The sequence below is a fragment of the Tistlia sp. genome, assembly GCF_040905785.1.
Lineage (GTDB): Bacteria > Pseudomonadota > Alphaproteobacteria > Kiloniellales > DSM-21159 > Tistlia.
The window spans coordinates 1-17,070 of sequence record NZ_JBBDQW010000084.1 but is presented as its reverse complement, the minus strand read 5'-3'; the positions used below and the strand labels follow the sequence as shown (position 1 = coordinate 17,070).

The following is a 17,070-nucleotide window of genomic DNA, read 5'->3' as shown; positions in this document are numbered from 1 at the left end:
CGCCGATCAGCAAGCAGGAGCCATTGACATAGAAAGCCCCATACAAAGCTCGGGGATGAAGCGAGGCAGGGGCGAACGGCGCAGGTCAGCCAGCCGCGCCTCAGGCGCGGGTCGCGACCAGCCCGAAGATCCGGTGGTCGACCGCGAGCGGCTCGTCGGGAAAGCGGGACCGCAGGGCCTCGGCGAAGGCCGCGTCGAAGGCCTCCAGCGTCTCGGCGTCCATCGCCGGGCCGACCGCGGCGCTGGCCCGGATCCGTCCGTGCCAGCCCGCGTGCGAGTAGGCGAGCCGCTCGCTGTAGGCGAAGGCCTCGAAGGCGCCGAAGCCGGCCCCGGCGATGTCGCCGAGCCAGTCGGGGAAGGCGAAGGTGTTGCGGCCGGGCGGCGGCTTGCCGGCGAAGCGCCGGATCACCTCGCCGCTGGTCTCGACGACGTTGCCCGGCAGGCTCTGCCAGTCGAGGCTGCAGACCAGCAGGCGCCCGCCGGGCACCAGCAGGCGCGCCGCCTCGGCCGCCGCCGCCGGCCGGTCGAACCAGTGCCAGCAGGTCGCCGCCGTCACCAGCTCGGCCGATCCGGTCTCCAGGCCGGTCGCCTCGGCCGGCGCCAAGCGGTAGGAAGGACCGCCGCCGGCCGCCTCCGCCGCGGCCAGCATCTGCGCGTCGCAGTCGATGCCGACGACCCGGCAGCCGCGCGCCGCCAGCGCTCGCGCCAGCAGCCCGGTGCCGGTGCCGAGGTCGACGACGCGCTCACCGGAGCGGGCCAGGCCGAGCGCCTCGAGGCGCGCGAAGAAGGAGGGGGGGAAGCCCTGGCGGTGGGCGGCGTAGTCCTCGACGCTGCGCCCGAAGGCGACGACCGGCTCGACGGGCGGCATGGGGGCTCCTGTTCCGGCGGAGAGGGGCGCCAGTCTAGCCTGGCGCCCCGACTTGCCGGCAAGCGCCGCGTCGGCGCGCGACAGGCGCCGCGAATCTTGCTAGGTCGGGACAGGCTTGGCTTGGACACGGGCAAATCGGGGAGACGGGCGTGCCGCCGGACTACAGCGTGGAGCTGCGCCTCGGGGCGGCCGAGGGCCTGAGGGTCGTCGGACTGGACGAGGCGGGGCGCGGTCCGCTGGCCGGTCCGGTCGTCGCCGCCGCGGTCTGCCTGCACCTGGAGCGGCTGCCCTGCGACCTGCGCGACGGCCTCGACGACTCCAAGAAGCTGACCGCCGAGAAGCGCGAGCGCATCGCCGAGCTGCTGCCGCGCTACGCCGAGACCGCCGTCGGCCGCGCCGAGGTCGAGGAGATCGACCGGATCAACATCCTCCAGGCCTCGCTGCTGGCGATGCGCCGCGCCGTCGAGGCGCTCGGCCAGCCGCCGGACGTCGCCCTGGTCGACGGCAACCGGCCGCCGAGGCTGGCCTGCCGCTGCGAGACCCTGGTCGGCGGGGACGCCCGCTCCTTCTCGATCGCCGCCGCCTCGATCCTGGCCAAGGTCGCCCGCGACGCCGAGATGAGGCGCCTCGCGCTGGAGCATCCCGGCTACGCCTGGGAACGCAACAAGGGCTACGGCACGCCGGAGCACTACGACGGCCTGGACCGCCTCGGTCCCTGCCACCATCACCGGCGCTCCTTCGAGCCGATCCGCCTGCTCCTGGTGGCTGCGGGCTGAACGGCTACCAGATGTTGTTTGAAGTTCCAATTAAAGGAATATCCGTAACCATCTGACTCGGATCACGAATCTTGACGCTCCAGCCGGCTTGACTCAGGATGCGCCCGCCGACCCGGGGCCTCGCGTCCCGCGGCCGGCGCTTTTCAGGGGGCAGGGTTCGGGGGCGAGTTGGGCATGGCGGACAGCGGCAAGACGCGCAGCACGACCGGGGGTCGCCCGGCCGCCGGCCTGTCGCCGGGGTCGCGGCGCCGGCTCACCGACGCTTCGCTCGACCGGGTCGTCGAGGGCGACTGCGTCGAGCTGCTGCGCGGCCTGCCGGCCGGCTCGGTCGACCTGGTCTTCGCCGACCCGCCCTACAACCTGCAGCTCGGCGGCGAGCTCCTGCGGCCGAACAACTCGCGCGTCGACGGCGTCGAGGACGCCTGGGACCGCTTCGATGACTTCGCGACCTACGACCGCTTCACCCGCGACTGGCTGGCGGCGGCGCGTGAGGCCCTGAGCGATGACGGCAGCCTCTGGGTCATCGGCAGCTATCACAACATCTTCCGGGTCGGCTCGATCCTCCAGGACCTCGGCTTCTGGATCCTCAACGACGTCATCTGGCGCAAGTCCAACCCCATGCCGAACTTCCGCGGCAAGCGCTTCACCAATGCCCACGAGACGCTGATCTGGGCGGCCAAGTCGAAGGACTCGCGCTACGTCTTCAACTACGACTCGATGAAAGCCCTGAACGACGACCTGCAGATGCGCAGCGACTGGACCCTGCCGCTCTGCACCGGCGGCGAGCGCCTGAAGGACGGCGAGGGGCGCAAGCTCCACGCCACCCAGAAGCCCGAGGCCCTGCTGTGGCGCGTGCTGCTGGCCGCCAGCCACCCGGGCCAGCTGGTCGTCGACCCCTTCTTCGGCAGCGGCACCACGGGCGCCGTCGCCAAGCGCATGGGCCGGCGCTGGCTCGGCTTCGAGCGCGAGGCCGGCTACGCCGCCGCCGCCCGCCAGCGCATCGCCCGGGTCCAGCCGCTCGGGCCCGAGGAGCTGGAGACCATCAAGCCGCGCCGCTCCGAGCCGCGCATCCCCTTCGGCTGGCTGGTCGAGCGCGGCCTGATCGAGCCGGGCACCCTGCTGTTCGACCCGGCCCGCCGCTGGACCGCCAAGGTCCGCGCCGACGGCTCCCTGATCTCGGCCGAGCACAAGGGCTCGATCCACAAGGTCGGCGCCGCCGTTCAGGGCGCGCCGGCCTGCAACGGCTGGACCTTCTGGCACCTCGACGTCGAGGGCCGCGCCGTGCCGCTCGACGTCCTCCGCCAGAAGCTGCGCGCCGAGCTGCACTGAGGCCTCGAGGCTCGCTGGTGCGCCCCTGCCTTCGGGGTCAGCCCAGCCCGTGGCGCAGGACCTTGCGCATGACTGTCGGCAGGGCCTCGCCGGCCAGGGCGTCGACCGGCGCCCAGCGAGCCGTGGCCGGGGCGGCGGCCTCGGGCGGCAGGTCGGCGCGCCAGACCGCCAGCTCCAGGTGGAAGTGGGTGAAGGTGTGGCGCACCAGGCCCGGCAGCGCGTCCCAGACCGCCGCCAGCGGCGCCTGGCCGGCGGCCTCGGCGGCCTCCCAGGCCTCGGCACGCCAGTCGGTCGAGGGCACCTCGGCCTTGCCGCCGAGCTGGCCCTTGTCGGGGCGCCGGCGCAGCACCACCCGGCCGGCGGCGCGCGGCGCGAGGAAGGCGACGCCGCGCCGGGTCGGCCGCTCCGCCTTGGCCGCTCTCGCCGGCAGGCGCTCGGCGATGCCCAGGGCCCGGGCCCGGCAGCCCGCCTCGAGCGGGCAGAGCAGGCACTTCGGCCGGCCGGGCAGGCAGACGGTGGCGCCCAGGTCCATGGCGGCCTGGGCGTAGTCGCCCGGCCGCTCCGCCGGGGTCAGGGTCGCGGCCAGGCGGCGCAGAGTCGGCTTGGCGCCGGGCAGCGGCTCGGCGACCGCGAAGAGCCGCGCCACGACCCGCTCGATGTTGCCGTCGAGCGGCGTCGCCGGACGGTCGAAGGCGATGGCGGCGACCGCCGCCGCGGTGTAGGCGCCGACGCCGGGCAGGGCGAGCAGGGCCGCCTCCTGGTCGGGGAAGGCGCCGCCGTGGCGCTCGACGACGGCCTGCGCGCAGGCGTGGAGGTTGCGGGCCCGGGCGTAGTAGCCGAGCCCGGCCCACTCGGCGAGCACCGCGTCGAGCGGTGCCGCGGCCAGCGCGCCGACGCTCGGCCAGCGCGCCGTGAAGCGCTCGAAGTAGGGGCCGACCGTGGCCACGGTGGTCTGCTGCAGCATGATCTCGGACAGCCAGACCCGGTAGGGGTCGGGGCGCTCGCCGGGCAGCGCCCGCCAGGGCAGGCGGCGGCGGTGGCGGTCGTACCAGGCGAGCAGGCGCCCGGCGGTCCCGGCGAGGTCGGAAGGTGGCCCGCTGTCCATGATTGCCTCTATACTGAGCTGGGCCGAAAGCGGGAACAGCCGTGCGCAGGAAGGACGACGATAACAGGGGACGCGGGCTGCTGGCGCTGGGCGCCATGGTGCCGGGCCTGACCAAGCCCCTGATGGCCAAGCGCAGCCGCGCCGAGGCGACGCTGATCCTGGACTGGCCGCAGATCGCCGGGCCCCTGGTCTCGGCGCGCAGCCGGCCGCAGCGCCTCAGCTTCCCGAATCCCGCCGAGCGGCGCGAGGCGACGCTGACCCTGACCGTCGAGCCGAACTTCGCCCTCGACCTCCAGCACCTGACCGGGCCGCTGATGGAGCGCATCAACGGCCACTTCGGCTACCGCCTGATCGCCTCGGTCAAGCTGCTCCAGGCGCCGCTGCCCCGGCCGCCCGCGAGCGCCCCGCCGCCGCGCCGCGCGCCGCTGCCGGCCGCCGAGGGCCAGCGGGTCAAGGCGCGCACGGCCGGCGTCGAGGATCCCGACCTGCGCGCGGCCCTGGAGCGGCTCGGCGCCGCCGTCTTCGCCGACCGCGCCGAATGACCGGCGCTGACGGCTTCTTGATTGGCGGCCGGCGCCGATGACCGGCATCACCCTGAGGGCCGTGGGGGGCCGTGCCGTCGGGGACTCGGAATGCGCGACGGCGGATGCCATGTCGGACGTTGGACAAGCAGCGTCCCGGCAGCCGGCTTGTGGATATCTCCGGACTTGAGTGCCGCCTCGCCCTTGCTCTAGCATCAACATATAGTAGGTGAACCCATGAAACGCAGGACGATCTTGATGGCGGCCCTGGCCGCTCCCTTGCTTCCGACCGGTCTGGTGCTGGCCCAGGGCGGCACGGCAGGCGATTCGGCCAAGCCCTTCGATCCCACCGTCGTCCACGACCGCGACCGGGTGCTCGGCGCGGCCGATGCGCCGGTGACGATCTTCGAGTACGCCTCCCTGACCTGCAGCCACTGCGCGACCTTCGCGCTGCAGACGCTGCCCGAGGTCGAGCGCGAGTGGATCGAGACCGGCAAGGCGCGGCTGGTCTACCGCCACTACCCGCTCGACCGGCTGGCTCTGGTCGCGGCGGTCTCGGCCGACTGCATGAAGGGCGACAAGGCCTTCTTCGCCTACATCGACATGCTGTTCGCCGAGCAGTCGAGTTGGGCGCGCAGCGACGACCCGCTCGCCGCCCTGGCGCAGCGGGCCGCCCTGGCCGGCCTCGGCCAGGAGGCGTTCGACGCCTGCGTCGCCGACGAGGCGCAGATCGACGCCCTGCTGGCGCGCGTCATCGCCGCGCGCGACACCCTGGCCATCGAATCGACGCCCAGCTTCATCATCAACGAGCGCAAGGTGAGCGGCGCCCTGCCCTACGACGAGTTCGCCGAGATCCTCGAAGAGGCTCATCGCGGCACGTAGGACGGGCGCCGGCTCGGCCGGCGCGTTCTCCGGGAGCGACCGAAGGCTTGGTCCAGTTCCACAAGCTCAGACTGTCCGGCTTCAAGTCCTTCGTCGATCCCACCGAGCTCGTCATCGAGCCCGGCATGACCGGCATCGTCGGGCCGAACGGCTGCGGCAAGTCCAACCTCGTCGAGGCGCTGCGCTGGGTCATGGGCGAGACCTCGGCCAAGCGCATGCGCGGCGCCGGCATGGACGACGTGATCTTCGGCGGCACCGGCGCGCGGCCGGCGCGCAACCTCGCCGAGGTCACGCTGTCGGTCGACAACAGCGACCGCCTCGCGCCGGCGGCCTTCAACGACGACGAGTCCCTGGAGATCGTCCGGCGCATCGAGCGCGAGCGCGGCTCGACCTACCGGATCAACGGCCGCGAGGTGCGCGCGCGCGACGTCCAGCTGCTGTTCGCCGACGCCGCCAGCGGCGCGCAGTCGCCGGCGATCGTCGGCCAGGGCCGGATCGGCGCGGTCATCAACGCCAAGCCGGCCGAGCGGCGCAGCCTGCTGGAGGAGGCCGCCGGCATCGCCGGCCTGCACTCGCGCCGCCATGAGGCCGAGCTGCGCCTGCGCGCGGCCGAGACCAACCTGGAGCGCCTCGACGACGTCATCGGCACCCTGGACAGCCAGCTCCAAGGGCTGCGGCGCCAGGCCCGCCAGGCGACCCGCTACCGCAACATCGCCGACCAGCTGCGGCGCGGCGAGGCGCTGCTGTTCCACCTCGAGGCCGAGGCCGCGCAGGCACGCTGTGAGCAGGCCCGGAGCGACCACCGCCAAGCCGAAGCCAAGGTCGGCGAGCTGACCGAGCTGGCCGCCACCGCCGCCGGCCGGCAGGCCGAGGCGGCCGCGGCCCTGCCGGAGCTGCGCCGCGGCGAGGCGTCGGCGGCGGCGGCCCTGCAGCGCCTGCTCAGCGAGCGCGACAGCCTGGACCGCCAGAAGGCGGAGCTGGAGGCGGCGCAGAAGTCGGCGCGGGAGCGCCTTGCCCAGCTCGACGCCGACCTCGCGCGCAGCCGATCTCTGGCAGAGGACGCCGTCCAGGCCGAGGCGCGCCTGGCCGAGGAGCGCCAGGGGCTGGAGCGGGCGGCGGCCGGCGAGGGCGAGGCCCATGCCGAGCGCAGGGCGGCGCGCGACGCCGAGGCCGCCGAGGTCGCGCGCCTGGAAGGCGAGCATGCCGCCGCCGCCAAGGCGATCGCCGAGGGCGAGGCCCAGGGCCGCGCCGTCGAGCGCCGGGCCCAGGAGCTGGGCCAGCGCCTCGCGCGCCTGAACGAGCAGCGCGAGCGGGTCGGGCGCGAGCGCGCCGAGGCCGAGGCCAACTCCGCCTTCGCAGCCGAGGCCGAGGCCGCCGAGCGGCAGGTCGCCGAGGGCGAGCGGGCCCTGGAGGCGGCGCGCCGCGAGCTCGAGCTGGCCGAGGCCGCGACCCAGGAGGCGCGCCAGGCCGAGGCGGCGGCGCGCGAGGAGCTGCAGCAGCGCGAGACGGCGCTGGGCCGCGTCGATGCCGAGATCGAGGCGCTGTCGAAGCTGCTCGAGGGCGCGAGCGACGACCTCTGGCCGCCACTGCTCGATGCCGTGACCGTCGCCCCGGGCTACGAGGCCGCGCTCGGCGCCGCGCTCGGCGAGGACCTGGAGGTGCCGGCCGACGAGGCGGCGCCGGTGCACTGGCAGCGCCTGCCGCCCTTCGCCGACGCGCCGCCGCTGCCCGCGGGCTGCGCGCCGCTGTCCTCGGTCGTCGAGGCGCCGCCGGTGCTGGCCCGCGCGCTGTCCCAGATCGGCCTCGTCGAGAGCGAGGCCGCCGGCGCGCGCCTGCAGTCGGCGCTCGGGCCCGGCCAGCGCCTGGTGACGCGCGGCGGCGCGCTGTGGCGCTGGGACGGCTACGTCGCCTCGGCGGGCGCCCCGACCGCCGCCGCCCAGCGCCTGGAGCAGCGCAACCGGCTCGCCGAGCTGCGCGGCCAGCGCGAGCAGGCGGCGGCGCCGGCCGAGGCGGCGCGCGCCGCCGAGGCCGAGGCCGCGGGCGAAAGCGAGACCCGGGCCGCCGCCGAGCGCGCGACCCGGGAGCGCCAGCGCTCGGCCTTCGCGGCGCTCGACCGGGCGCGCGCCGAGGGCGGCCGCCTCGCCGCCCGCCAGGCGGCGGCGGAGCAGCGCCTCGCCGCGCTGGTCGAGCTGGCGCCGCGCCTGGACGGCGAGGTCGCCGAGGCGAGCGCGGCGCTGCAGGCGGCCGAGGCCGACCGCGCTGCCCTGCCGGACCTCGCCGAGAGCCAGCGCCGGGTCCAGGAGCTGCGCGCCGCCCTCGCCGAGCGCCGCGCCGCCCTGACCACGGCGGAAGCCGACCTGCAGCGCCTCGCCCGCGAGTCGGAGGCGCGCCAGGAGCGCCTGCTGGCGATCGGCCGCGAGGCGGCGAGCTGGCGCCGGCGCATCGAGGAGGCCGAGCGCCATCAGGCCGAGCTCTCCGAGCGCCGGCAGCGCCTGGAGGCCGAGCTCGCCGCCCTGGCCGAGCGGCCGGAGGAGATCGACGGGCGGCGCGCCGCGCTGGTCGAGCAGATCGAGCGCGCCGAGGCCGCGCGCAAGCAGGCCGCCGACGCCCTGGCGGTCGGCGAGTCGGCCCAGGGCGAGACCGACCGCGTGCTGCGCGCGGGCGAGCAGGCGCTCGCCCAGGCGCGCGAGGTCATGGTGCGCGCCGAGGGCGGCGTCGAGCAGGCCGGGCAGGCGCTGGAGAGCCTGGCCAGCCGCGTCGCCGAGCGGCTGGAGTGCCGGCTCGAGGGCCTGCTCGCCCTGGCCGAGCTGCTGCCCGACCAGGACCTGCCGGCCCGCGCGGAGGTCGAGGGCCGGGTCCAGCGCCTGGTCCGCGAGCGCGAGGCGATCGGGCCGGTCAACCTGCGCGCCGAGACCGAGGCCCGGGAGATCGGCGAGCGCATCGACGGCCTGACCGCCGAGCGCGAGGACCTGACCGCGGCGATCAGTCGGCTGCGCCAGGCCATCGCCAGCCTGAACCGCGAGGGCCGCGAGCGTCTGCTCGCCGCCTTCGAGCTGGTCAACCAGCACTTCGCGGTGCTGTTCGAGCGACTGTTCGGCGGCGGCCGGGCGCACCTGGCCCTGACCGAGAGCGAGGATCCGCTCGACGCCGGCCTGGAGATCATGGCCTCGCCGCCGGGCAAGAAGCTGCAGGTGCTCTCGCTGCTGTCCGGCGGCGAGCAGACCCTGACGGCGATCGCCCTGCTGTTCGCGGTGTTCCTGACCAATCCGGCGCCGGTCTGCGTGCTCGATGAGGTCGACGCGCCGCTCGACGACGCCAACGTCGACCGCTTCTGCAGCCTGGTCGAGGAGCTGGCGCACTCGCTCTCGACGCGCTTCCTGGTGATCACCCACCACCGCCTGACCATGGCGCGCATGGACCGGCTGTTCGGCGTGACCATGGCCGAGCGCGGCATCAGCCAGCTGGTCTCGGTCGACCTGGAGCGGGCGGCGGCCTTGCGCGAAAGCGCGTGAGCGCCTCCGCAAAGCCTGCAGAAGTCGCCGAAACGGAAAGTGAATCAATGACTTGCCTGTCCTTCGCGGGCGCGGCATCCGGGCTTGACGCCCCCGGTGCCCCTCCGTATGGTGCGCGCGCTTTCCGGCGTACCCGCGGCTGCGGCCAGGGGCGTGTCGGCGGGTGTTCGCGTCGCAGGGGCCGGTCGCGCCGGCCCAGGGAGGTGCGTGCATGACCGACGGCGAGGGGCCGCGCCCGGGCAAGCCGGGCGGCGGCGGGCTGGAGGCGAGGATTTCCGCGGCGCAGAGGCGTCGCGACAAGGGCCGCGGCAAGGCCCGCTCGTCGATCAGCGGCGGTGCCGGTGGCATGGCGATCGGGCTGCGCATCGCGACCGAGATGGTCGCGGCCATCGCGATCTGCGTCGGCATCGGGCTGGCGCTCGATTCCTGGCTGGGGACCAAACCCTGGCTGATGCTGCTGTTCATCGTGCTCGGCGTGGTGACGGCGTTCTATAACGTCATGCGCACCGCCAAGGAGCTGGAGCGCCGACGCAAGGCAGAAACAGCGCAGGCCGACAGCTCGGCCGGTGGCGAGAGACGAGGGTGAGGGAAGACGTGGCCGAGGTGACTGGAGCGCCCGAGAAGAGCTTTCCGATCGATCCGCTGCACCAGTTCGAGATCTACTCGATCGTGCCGATCCGGATCGGCAACTTGGATCTGTCGTTCACCAACTCGGCGCTGTGGATGCTGATCACCATCGCCGCGGTGACCGCCTTCTTCGTGTTCTCGACCGGCGGCCGCGCCCTGGTCCCGGGCCGCATGCAGAGCGTCGCCGAGCTGTTCTACGAGACCATCGCCAACATGGTGCGCGACAACGTCGGCACCGAGGGACGGCAGTACTTCCCCTTCATCTTCACGCTGTTCCTCTTCGTGCTGTTCGGCAACGTGCTCGGCCTGATCCCCTCCAGCTTCACCTTCACCAGCCACATCGTCGTGACCTTCTTCATGGCGATCGTGATCTTCCTGGGGGTGACGGTGATCGGCTTCGTGCGCCACGGCGCCGGCTACCTGCGCCTGTTCTTCCCGCATGGTGCGCCGCTCTGGACCGCCGTGATCCTGGTGCCGATCGAGCTGATCTCCTACCTGTCGCGGCCGATCAGCCTGTCGATGCGCCTCTTCGCGAACATGATGGCCGGGCACATCCTGCTCAAGGTCTTCACCGGCTTCGTGCTGATGATGGGCATCGCCGGCGTGGTCCCCTTCGCGGCCCTGCTGGGCATCACCGCGCTGGAGCTGCTGGTCGCGGTGCTGCAGGCCTACATCTTCACCATTCTCACCTGCGTCTACCTCCACGACGCGATCCACATGCACTGAGCCGCCGGCGCGGGGGCGCTTTCCCGCGACCGAGGGATCGGGCTGTTCCTTCCCTTCAAACGACGACTGACGAGGAGCCGGAAAACATGGAACTGGAAGCCGCCAAGATGATCGGCGCGGGTCTGGCGACCCTGGGCATGATCGGTGCCGGCCTGGGCGTGGGCCAGGTCTGGGGCAACTACTTCACCGCGATCGCGCGCAATCCCGCCGCCAAGGACGAGATCGGCGCGAACATCTGGATCGGCTTCGCCGTGACCGAGGCCATCGCGATCTTCTCGCTGGTCGTCGCGCTGCTGGTCCTGTTCGGCTGAGCCGCCGGGCGCGCGGGCCGGCCGTCGTGGCCGGCCCGTTCCTGATGTACTGCGCCCGTTCCTGATTTCCTGCGAAGGAGTGGCCAACGCCATGCGGCGCATCCACAGCCTGTTCCGCACGACCCTGCCGAATGCCGCCGCCGCGGCGACGGCGACCTGGGCCCTGCTGCTCGCGGGCCCGGTCCTGGCCCAGCAGACGCCGGCCCCGGAGACGGCGGACGAGGCCGTCGGCGAGACGGCAGGGGAGCCGGCGGGCGAGGCAGCGGGCGAGACGGCGGGCGAGACGGCGGGCGAGACCTTGGGGCAGGTCCCCGGGGACGCCGCGGTCGGCCATGAGGGCGGCCTGCCCCAGCTGACCCAGACCGACACCTTCGCCAGCCAGATCTTCTGGACCGTCGTCACCTTCTGCCTGCTCTACTTCGTGATCGCGCGGGTCATCCTGCCGCGCCTCGCGGGGACCATGGAAGAGCGCCAGGACAAGCTCGACGACGACCTCAGCCGTGCCGAGAAGCTGAAGGCCGAGGCCGACCAGGTGATGGCCGACTACGACCGCGGTCTGCTGGAGGCGCGCACCCAGGCGGCCGCCCTGCTCGCCGAGGCGCAGGAGACCTGGCGGGCCGAGGCGGCCGAGCGCAACGCCGCCGAGGACGCCAAGCTGGCCGAGAAGGTCAAGGCCGACGAGGCGCGCATCGGCAAGGCGCGCGCCGAGGCCGAGGGCAACCTGAAGAGCGTCGCCGCCAGCGTGGCGACGGCACTCACCGACAAGCTGATCGGCGTGACGCCGCCCGAGGCCCAGGTCTCGAAGGCGGTCGACGCGACCGTGCAGAGGTAGCAGGCGATGCTGGGCAGCGAATACACGTGGCTGACGCTTTCCCTTCTGGCCATTCTCGGACTCATCGTCTGGAAGGGCACGAAACCGATCCTGGCGTCGCTCGACGCTCGCGGCGAGCGCATCCGGCGCGAGCTGGAAGAGGCGCAGGCGCTGCGCGAGGAGGCCCAGAAGCTGCTGGCCGACTCTAAGCGCCGCCAGCGCGATGCGATCGAGGAGGCCAAGCAGATCCTCGAGCACGCGCGCCACGAGTCGGAGCGCATGCGCGTCGCCGCCCAGCAGGAGCTGGAGGAATCGATCGAGCGCCGCCGGACGATGGCCGAGGAGAAGATCCGCCAGGCCGAGACCGACGCGCTCAACCAGGTACGCAACCGCGCGGTCGATGCCGCGGTCGCCGCCGCTGCGCGCCTGATCGCCGAGAACCTCGACGAGGCGCGGATCAGCGAGGTCAACGCCCGCTCGATCCAGGACGTCGCCGCCAAGCTCAACTGAGAACGGCCCCGGCGGATGGCTCTCACGGCCGCCGCCACGGGATTCAGCGGCGGCTCGCCCTGAGGGGCCCGGGCCGCGCGTTCGCGCGAGGAGCCCGCCTCGGCCTCGGTCTCCTCGCGCCGGTCTCTCGGCGCCGGCTGGTTTTCCGCCCGGCTCAGCGCCGGTCGCGGAAGAAGGCCTGCAGCAGCGCCGCGCAGTCGCGCTCCAGGATGCCGCCGACGACCTCCGGCCGGTGGTGGCAGGTCGCCTGCTCGAAGATCCTGGCGCCGTGCTCGACGCCGCCGCCCTTGGGGTCGTAGGCGCCGAAGGTCAGGCGCTCGAGGCGCGCGAAGGCGATCGCCTGGGCGCACATCGCGCAGGGCTCGAGGGTGACGTAGAGCCGGCAGCCGACGAGCCGGGGCGAGCCCAGCCGCCGCGCGGCCGCGCGGATCGCCAGCAGCTCGGCGTGGGCGGTCGGGTCGCGGTCGGCCTCGACCCGGTTGTGCGCCCGGGCCAGCTCGCGCCCGGCGGCGTCGAGCAGGAGGGCGCCGACCGGCACCTCTCCCGCCGCCGCGCCGAGGCGCGCGCAGCCCAAGGCAACCGTCATCGGCGCCGCGCGTTGCGAGTCGGGGCTGTCGTCCATGGCACGGACAAGAGCCCCGCGATTGCGTTGGCGTCAAGCTTCGGGCTAACAGGAGCCTGACTGCAGCACCCCCAGCCGCCGGAGAAGGGAGAAGCCATGGCGAGCCTCGATATCGATCCCGACAAGGTCTGTTTCGTCGTCGCCCGTTTCCGGGAGCTGGAGGAGGAGGACCTGATCGAGGATCCCGACGCCACGGAGGAGGAGGATCCCGACATCGACCACGAGGAGGCCTTCGACGGGCTCGAGGGCGGCGAGGAGGAGCTCGACCCGCTGCGCGAGGAGCTGGAGGGTTTCATCGAGGCGCTGCCCGAGGACGAGCAGATCGTGATCGTGGCGCTGGCATGGCTCGGCCGCGGCGACTACGACATCGAAGAGTGGGACGACGCGCTGGAAGCCGCCGCCGATCAGCACAACGAGCGCACCGCCGGCTACCTGCTCGGCATGCCGCGCCTTGCCGATTTTCTGGAGGAGGGGCTGGTGGCTTTCGGATTGTCCTGCGTCGACTTCGACGAGAACCGGATCTGACCGGCGCCCGGCCAGGCGGGGCGGCGGGCGGCCCGGACGATCCGGTTGCCGCGGACGAGGACGCGCGCCTCCAGGACGAGCCTAATCCCGGCCAGGCCGGTGATGGCGAGGGCGATCACGACAAGGCAGAGGGCGGCGAGCGCGTCGCCAAGGTCATGGCGCGTTCGGGGCTCTGCTCGCGGCGCGACGCCGAGGCGCTGATCGCGGCCGGGCGGGTGACCCTGGACGGGCGGCCGCTCGAGAGCCCGGCGACGCTGGTCGTGCCGGAGCAGCGGATCGCGGTCGACGGCAAGGACCTGCCGGTCCCCGAGGCGCCGCGGCTGTTCCGCTTCCACAAGCCTCGCGGCCTGCTGACCACGGCGCGCGACCCGCAGGGCCGCCCGACCATTTACGAGGGCCTGCCGTCGGAGCTGCCGCGCCTGATGCCGATCGGCCGGCTCGACATGAACTCCGAGGGCCTGCTGCTGATGACCAACGACGGCGGTCTGAAGCGGCGCCTCGAGCTGCCGGCGACCGGCTGGGTGCGCCGCTACCGGGTCCGCGTCTTCGGCCGGGTCGAGGAGGCGGCGCTCGCCGGCCTGGCCGAGGGCGTGGTCGTCGAGGGCGTGGCCTACGGGCCGATCCGGGCGCGCCTCGACTCCCAGCGCGGCGACAACGCCTGGCTGACCATGGCTTTGGCCGAGGGCCGGAACCGTGAGATCCGCCGCGTCTGCGAGCACCTGGGATACCGGGTCAACCGGCTGATCCGGCTCGCCTACGGGCCGTTCCAGCTGGGCGGGCTGCCGCGCGGCGCTCTCGAGGAGGTGTCGGCGCGGACCCTGGAGGCGCAGCTCGGCGCCGATGCCGGCCGCCCGGCGGCCAAGCGCAAGATCGGCACCGCCAAGGCCAAGCCGCCGAAGGTCAAGCCGGGACACCGGAAGGCCGCCCGCAAGCCGGCGCCCGGCACCGGCGCGACTCAGGAGCGCGCAGGCGCCAAGGGGCGCGGCGCGTCGCCAGAGTCGGGAAGCGAAGGGGGCAGCGGGCGTGCGAATCGTCGCCGGTAGCCTGCGCGGCCGGCCGCTGGTCGCGCCCGAGGGGCTGGCGGTGCGGCCGACGGCGGACCGCACCCGCGAGGCCCTGTTCGGCATCCTCGAGGGCGGCCGCCTGAGCGGCGGCATCTCGCCGCTGGCCGGCGGCCTGGTGCTCGACGCTTTTGCCGGCACCGGCGCGCTGGGCCTGGAGGCGCTGTCGCGCGGTGCGGAGACGGTGGTCTTCATCGAGCGGGCACCGGCAGCCCTGGAGAGCCTGCGCGCCAACGTCCGCACCCTCGGCGTCTCGGCGCGCTGCCGCATCGTCGAGCGCGACGCGCTGCACCCGCCCAGGGCCGAGGCGCCGGCGACGCTGGTCCTGCTCGACCCGCCCTACAACCAGGGCCTGGTCGGCCCGGCGCTCGCCGCGCTGGCCGCGGCTGGCTGGATCGGACCGGAGAGCCTGATCGCGGTCGAGCTGCTCAAGGCCGAGGCGCTGCCGACGCCGCCGGGGCTGCACCTGCTCGACGACCGCCGCTACGGCAAGACGCGCCTGCTGTTTTTCCGCCAAGACGGCACCGGCTGAGCGTGCCGCCCAGGCCTTGCAAGCGAGGGTAGCCGGTCGGATTGCCGCCACCCCCGCGCAAGTATGGTTAACACTAAACTACTAGGGCGCGATCTCCTTTGCGGCTATAGTGAGGCAAGTCCGGGCCTTCGCGCCCGGTCGTCTGTTCGTGCGCCCTGCTTCCTGCGGGGCTGCACTCAAGCGATTGTGGAATGGCCAACTACTACGGCAGCAGCGGCGACGACACCTACACCGGCAGCAACGGATCCGACGTGATCCAGGGCGCCGGGGGTGACGACCTGCTGTCGGGTCTCGGCGGGTCGGACACGCTTTACGGCGACAACGGCTGGTACGGCGCGAGCGACGGCGACGACACCCTCGACGGCGGCAGCGGCAACGACGCCCTGGTCGGCGCGGGCGGACGCGACAGCCTGTACGGCGGCGGCGGCAACGACGTGCTCTACGGCGACCTCGCCTATGAGGACTCCGGCTTCGAGTCCCGGCCAGAGGACTTCTACGACGACATCCTCGACGGCGGCAGCGGCAACGACACCCTCTACGGCGGCCAGGGCAGCGACACGCTCTACGGCGGGACCGGCAGCAATTTGCTCTACGGCGACCTGGCCTACGGCGGCAGCGACGACGGCAACGACGTCATCCACGGCGGCAGCGGCAACGACACGATCTACGGCGGCGGCGGCGACGACCGGATCTACGGCGGCGGCGGCGGCGACACCCTGTACGGCGGCACCGGCGACGACCTCATCGAGAACGTCGGCTCCTCCCGACAACTGGTGCACGGCGACCTCGAGTGGGGCGGCGCCGGCGACGGCGACGACACCATCTCGGTGGGCGGCGGCGACGACACCATCTACGGCGGCGGCGGCTCCGACACCATCGGGGCCGGGGACGGCAACAACCTCGTCTATGCCGACCTGGCCTACGGCAGCGCCGGAGACGGCGACGACAGCGTTACCGCCGGCAATGGCAACGACACGGTCTACGGCGGCGGCGGCGACGACGTTCTCGAGGTCGGCGCGGGTGCGAACCTGGTCTACGGCGACGGTGCCAGCTCCAGCGGGCACGACGGTGCCGACACGATCGTCGCCGGCGCCGGCGACGACACGATCTTCGGGGGCGGCGGGGACGACGCCATCGACGGCGGCGCGGGCGCCAACCTGATCTACGGCGACTACGGCTCGGCGACCTCGAGCGACGGCGCGGACAGGATCACCACGGGCAGCGGCGCCGACACGATCTACGGCGGCAGCGGCGGCGATACGATCACGGCCGGCGACGGTGCCAACCTGGTCTACGGCGACTACGGCTGGACGACCTCGAGCGACGGCGCGGACTGGATCACCACGGGCAGCGGCGCCGACACGATCTACGGCGGCGGCGGCGACGACCGGATCGAGGCCGGCGACGGCGACAACCTCGTCTACGGCGACTTCGCCCACCTGGCGTCAGGCGACGGCGACGACTGGATCACCACCGGCAGCGGCAGCGACACGCTCTACGGCGGCGGCGGCGACGACACCCTGGACGGTGGACTCGGCGTCGATGCGCTGTTCGGCGGCGCCGGCGACGACATCATCTGGTGGGACTCGCAAGACAGCGCTCTTCGCGGCGGCGACGGCCACGACACGCTGATGGGCTCGAGTGGCGACGACGTCGTCTTTCTCGACGACGCGGCCTTCCGCGACGGCGGCCAGCCCTGGCAGTCGAAGGCGGGCGAGTTCGAGGTCGTCAACCTGGGTGGCGGCAACGACTACCTGATCGGCGATCGCTTGAGCAGTCTCGACGTCAGCCTGACCGTCTACGGCGGCGCCGGCGACGACGTCATCTCGCTGTTCGGCAACGGCAACGACACCATCTATGGCGGCGACGGCAGCGACTGGATCTACGGCGGCGCCGGCAACGACCGCCTCGAGGGCGGCGGAGGCGTCGACTACCTTTACGGTGGCACGGGCGACGACACCCTGGTCGGCGGCGCAGGCTACGACGTCTACTACTTCCTGCGTGGCGACGGCAACGACCTGATCGCCGACGGCGGCAGCGGCGGCAACGGCCTGGTCGTCGCGCCGAACTGGGACGACTTCGCCAACGGCGTGCACCCGGAGGACGTGGTCTTCACCGATCTCGGTGGCGGCAGCTGGAACATCCGGCTGGACGGCGGCAGTGGCGGAACGGTGACCTTCAGCTCGGACGAGATCGACACCGTCAATCTCTACGGCGACAGCAACGCGACGGTGGTGGCCTACATCTGGGACGGCGACGACTACGTCCTGGCCTGATCGCGGCCCCCGCCGCCCAGCGTCCCGGGGGGGGGGGGGGGGGGGGGGGGGGGGGGGGGGGGGGGGGGGGGGGGGG

At 73.4% G+C, this 17,070-nt stretch carries 17 protein-coding genes; 14 read left to right on the top strand and 3 right to left on the bottom strand.

Annotated elements, in window-relative coordinates; translation table 11 throughout:
* Positions 1–100: 100 nt before the first annotated feature.
* A complete protein-coding gene (locus WD341_RS19675; RefSeq protein ID WP_368427194.1) occupies positions 101–868 on the bottom strand; it encodes a class I SAM-dependent methyltransferase in 768 nt (255 codons plus the stop codon).
* 149 nt (positions 869–1,017) lie between these two features.
* On the opposite strand from WD341_RS19675, the gene WD341_RS19670 reads away from it, so the two are divergent.
* A complete protein-coding gene (locus tag WD341_RS19670) occupies positions 1,018–1,644 on the top strand; it encodes a ribonuclease HII (protein ID WP_368427193.1) in 627 nt (208 codons plus the stop codon).
* Positions 1,645–1,818: 174 nt separating this feature from the next.
* On the top strand, positions 1,819–2,973 hold the full coding sequence (locus WD341_RS19665; protein ID WP_368427192.1) for a site-specific DNA-methyltransferase: 1,155 nt from the start codon (positions 1,819–1,821) through the stop codon (positions 2,971–2,973).
* 37 nt (positions 2,974–3,010) lie between these two features.
* Here WD341_RS19665 and mutY read toward each other — a convergent pair whose 3' ends face one another.
* A complete protein-coding gene (gene mutY, locus WD341_RS19660) occupies positions 3,011–4,078 on the bottom strand; it encodes an A/G-specific adenine glycosylase (RefSeq protein ID WP_368427191.1) in 1,068 nt (355 codons plus the stop codon).
* A gap of 41 nt (positions 4,079–4,119) precedes the next feature.
* Here mutY and WD341_RS19655 point away from each other — a divergent pair, with 41 nt between their 5' ends.
* The 8 genes from WD341_RS19655 to WD341_RS19620 all read left to right on the top strand — a co-directional run bounded on the left by WD341_RS19655 (position 4,120) and on the right by WD341_RS19620 (position 11,978).
* Entirely contained in the window at positions 4,120–4,620 is a 501-nt protein-coding gene (locus WD341_RS19655; RefSeq protein WP_368427190.1) for a DUF721 domain-containing protein, read from the top strand.
* Between the two features lie 216 nt (positions 4,621–4,836).
* On the top strand, positions 4,837–5,481 hold the full coding sequence (locus WD341_RS19650) for a thioredoxin domain-containing protein (RefSeq protein WP_368427189.1): 645 nt from the start codon (positions 4,837–4,839) through the stop codon (positions 5,479–5,481).
* 47 nt (positions 5,482–5,528) lie between these two features.
* Complete coding sequence (locus WD341_RS19645) at positions 5,529–8,993, top strand: AAA family ATPase (protein ID WP_368427188.1); 3,465 nt, start codon at positions 5,529–5,531, stop codon at positions 8,991–8,993.
* Between the two features lie 211 nt (positions 8,994–9,204).
* Positions 9,205–9,579 (top strand): AtpZ/AtpI family protein, encoded by a 375-nt coding sequence (locus WD341_RS19640; protein ID WP_368427187.1) that lies wholly within the window; start codon positions 9,205–9,207, stop codon positions 9,577–9,579.
* A gap of 47 nt (positions 9,580–9,626) precedes the next feature.
* The gene (locus tag WD341_RS19635; RefSeq protein ID WP_368427196.1) at positions 9,627–10,346 is read left to right on the top strand and encodes a F0F1 ATP synthase subunit A; all 720 of its coding nucleotides are present in this window, start codon (positions 9,627–9,629) and stop codon (positions 10,344–10,346) included.
* 86 nt (positions 10,347–10,432) lie between these two features.
* Positions 10,433–10,657: a F0F1 ATP synthase subunit C gene (locus WD341_RS19630; protein WP_368427186.1), complete on the top strand. Its 225-nt coding sequence runs from the start codon at positions 10,433–10,435 to the stop codon at positions 10,655–10,657.
* A gap of 91 nt (positions 10,658–10,748) precedes the next feature.
* Positions 10,749–11,489: a hypothetical protein gene (locus WD341_RS19625; RefSeq protein ID WP_368427185.1), complete on the top strand. Its 741-nt coding sequence runs from the start codon at positions 10,749–10,751 to the stop codon at positions 11,487–11,489.
* A gap of 6 nt (positions 11,490–11,495) precedes the next feature.
* The gene (locus tag WD341_RS19620; RefSeq protein ID WP_368427184.1) at positions 11,496–11,978 is read left to right on the top strand and encodes a F0F1 ATP synthase subunit B; all 483 of its coding nucleotides are present in this window, start codon (positions 11,496–11,498) and stop codon (positions 11,976–11,978) included.
* A 154-nt stretch (positions 11,979–12,132) separates the two neighbouring features.
* On the opposite strand, the gene WD341_RS19615 is transcribed toward WD341_RS19620, so the two are convergent.
* A complete protein-coding gene (locus tag WD341_RS19615; RefSeq protein ID WP_368427183.1) occupies positions 12,133–12,564 on the bottom strand; it encodes a nucleoside deaminase in 432 nt (143 codons plus the stop codon).
* Positions 12,565–12,696: 132 nt separating this feature from the next.
* On the opposite strand from WD341_RS19615, the gene WD341_RS19610 reads away from it, so the two are divergent.
* From WD341_RS19610 to WD341_RS19595, 4 genes are all read left to right on the top strand, one after another.
* Positions 12,697–13,125, top strand: coding sequence for a DUF3775 domain-containing protein (locus tag WD341_RS19610; protein WP_368427182.1), 429 nt, complete (start codon positions 12,697–12,699; stop codon positions 13,123–13,125).
* A complete protein-coding gene (locus WD341_RS19605) occupies positions 13,089–14,168 on the top strand; it encodes a pseudouridine synthase (RefSeq protein ID WP_368427195.1) in 1,080 nt (359 codons plus the stop codon). The genes WD341_RS19610 and WD341_RS19605 overlap by 37 nt, the downstream gene beginning before the upstream one ends.
* A complete protein-coding gene (gene rsmD / locus WD341_RS19600) occupies positions 14,149–14,718 on the top strand; it encodes a 16S rRNA (guanine(966)-N(2))-methyltransferase RsmD (RefSeq protein WP_368427181.1) in 570 nt (189 codons plus the stop codon). Before WD341_RS19605 ends, rsmD begins: the two co-directional genes overlap by 20 nt.
* Before the next feature lie 191 nt (positions 14,719–14,909).
* A complete protein-coding gene (locus WD341_RS19595; RefSeq protein WP_368427180.1) occupies positions 14,910–16,994 on the top strand; it encodes a calcium-binding protein in 2,085 nt (694 codons plus the stop codon).
* The last annotated feature ends 76 nt before the right edge of the window (positions 16,995–17,070 follow it).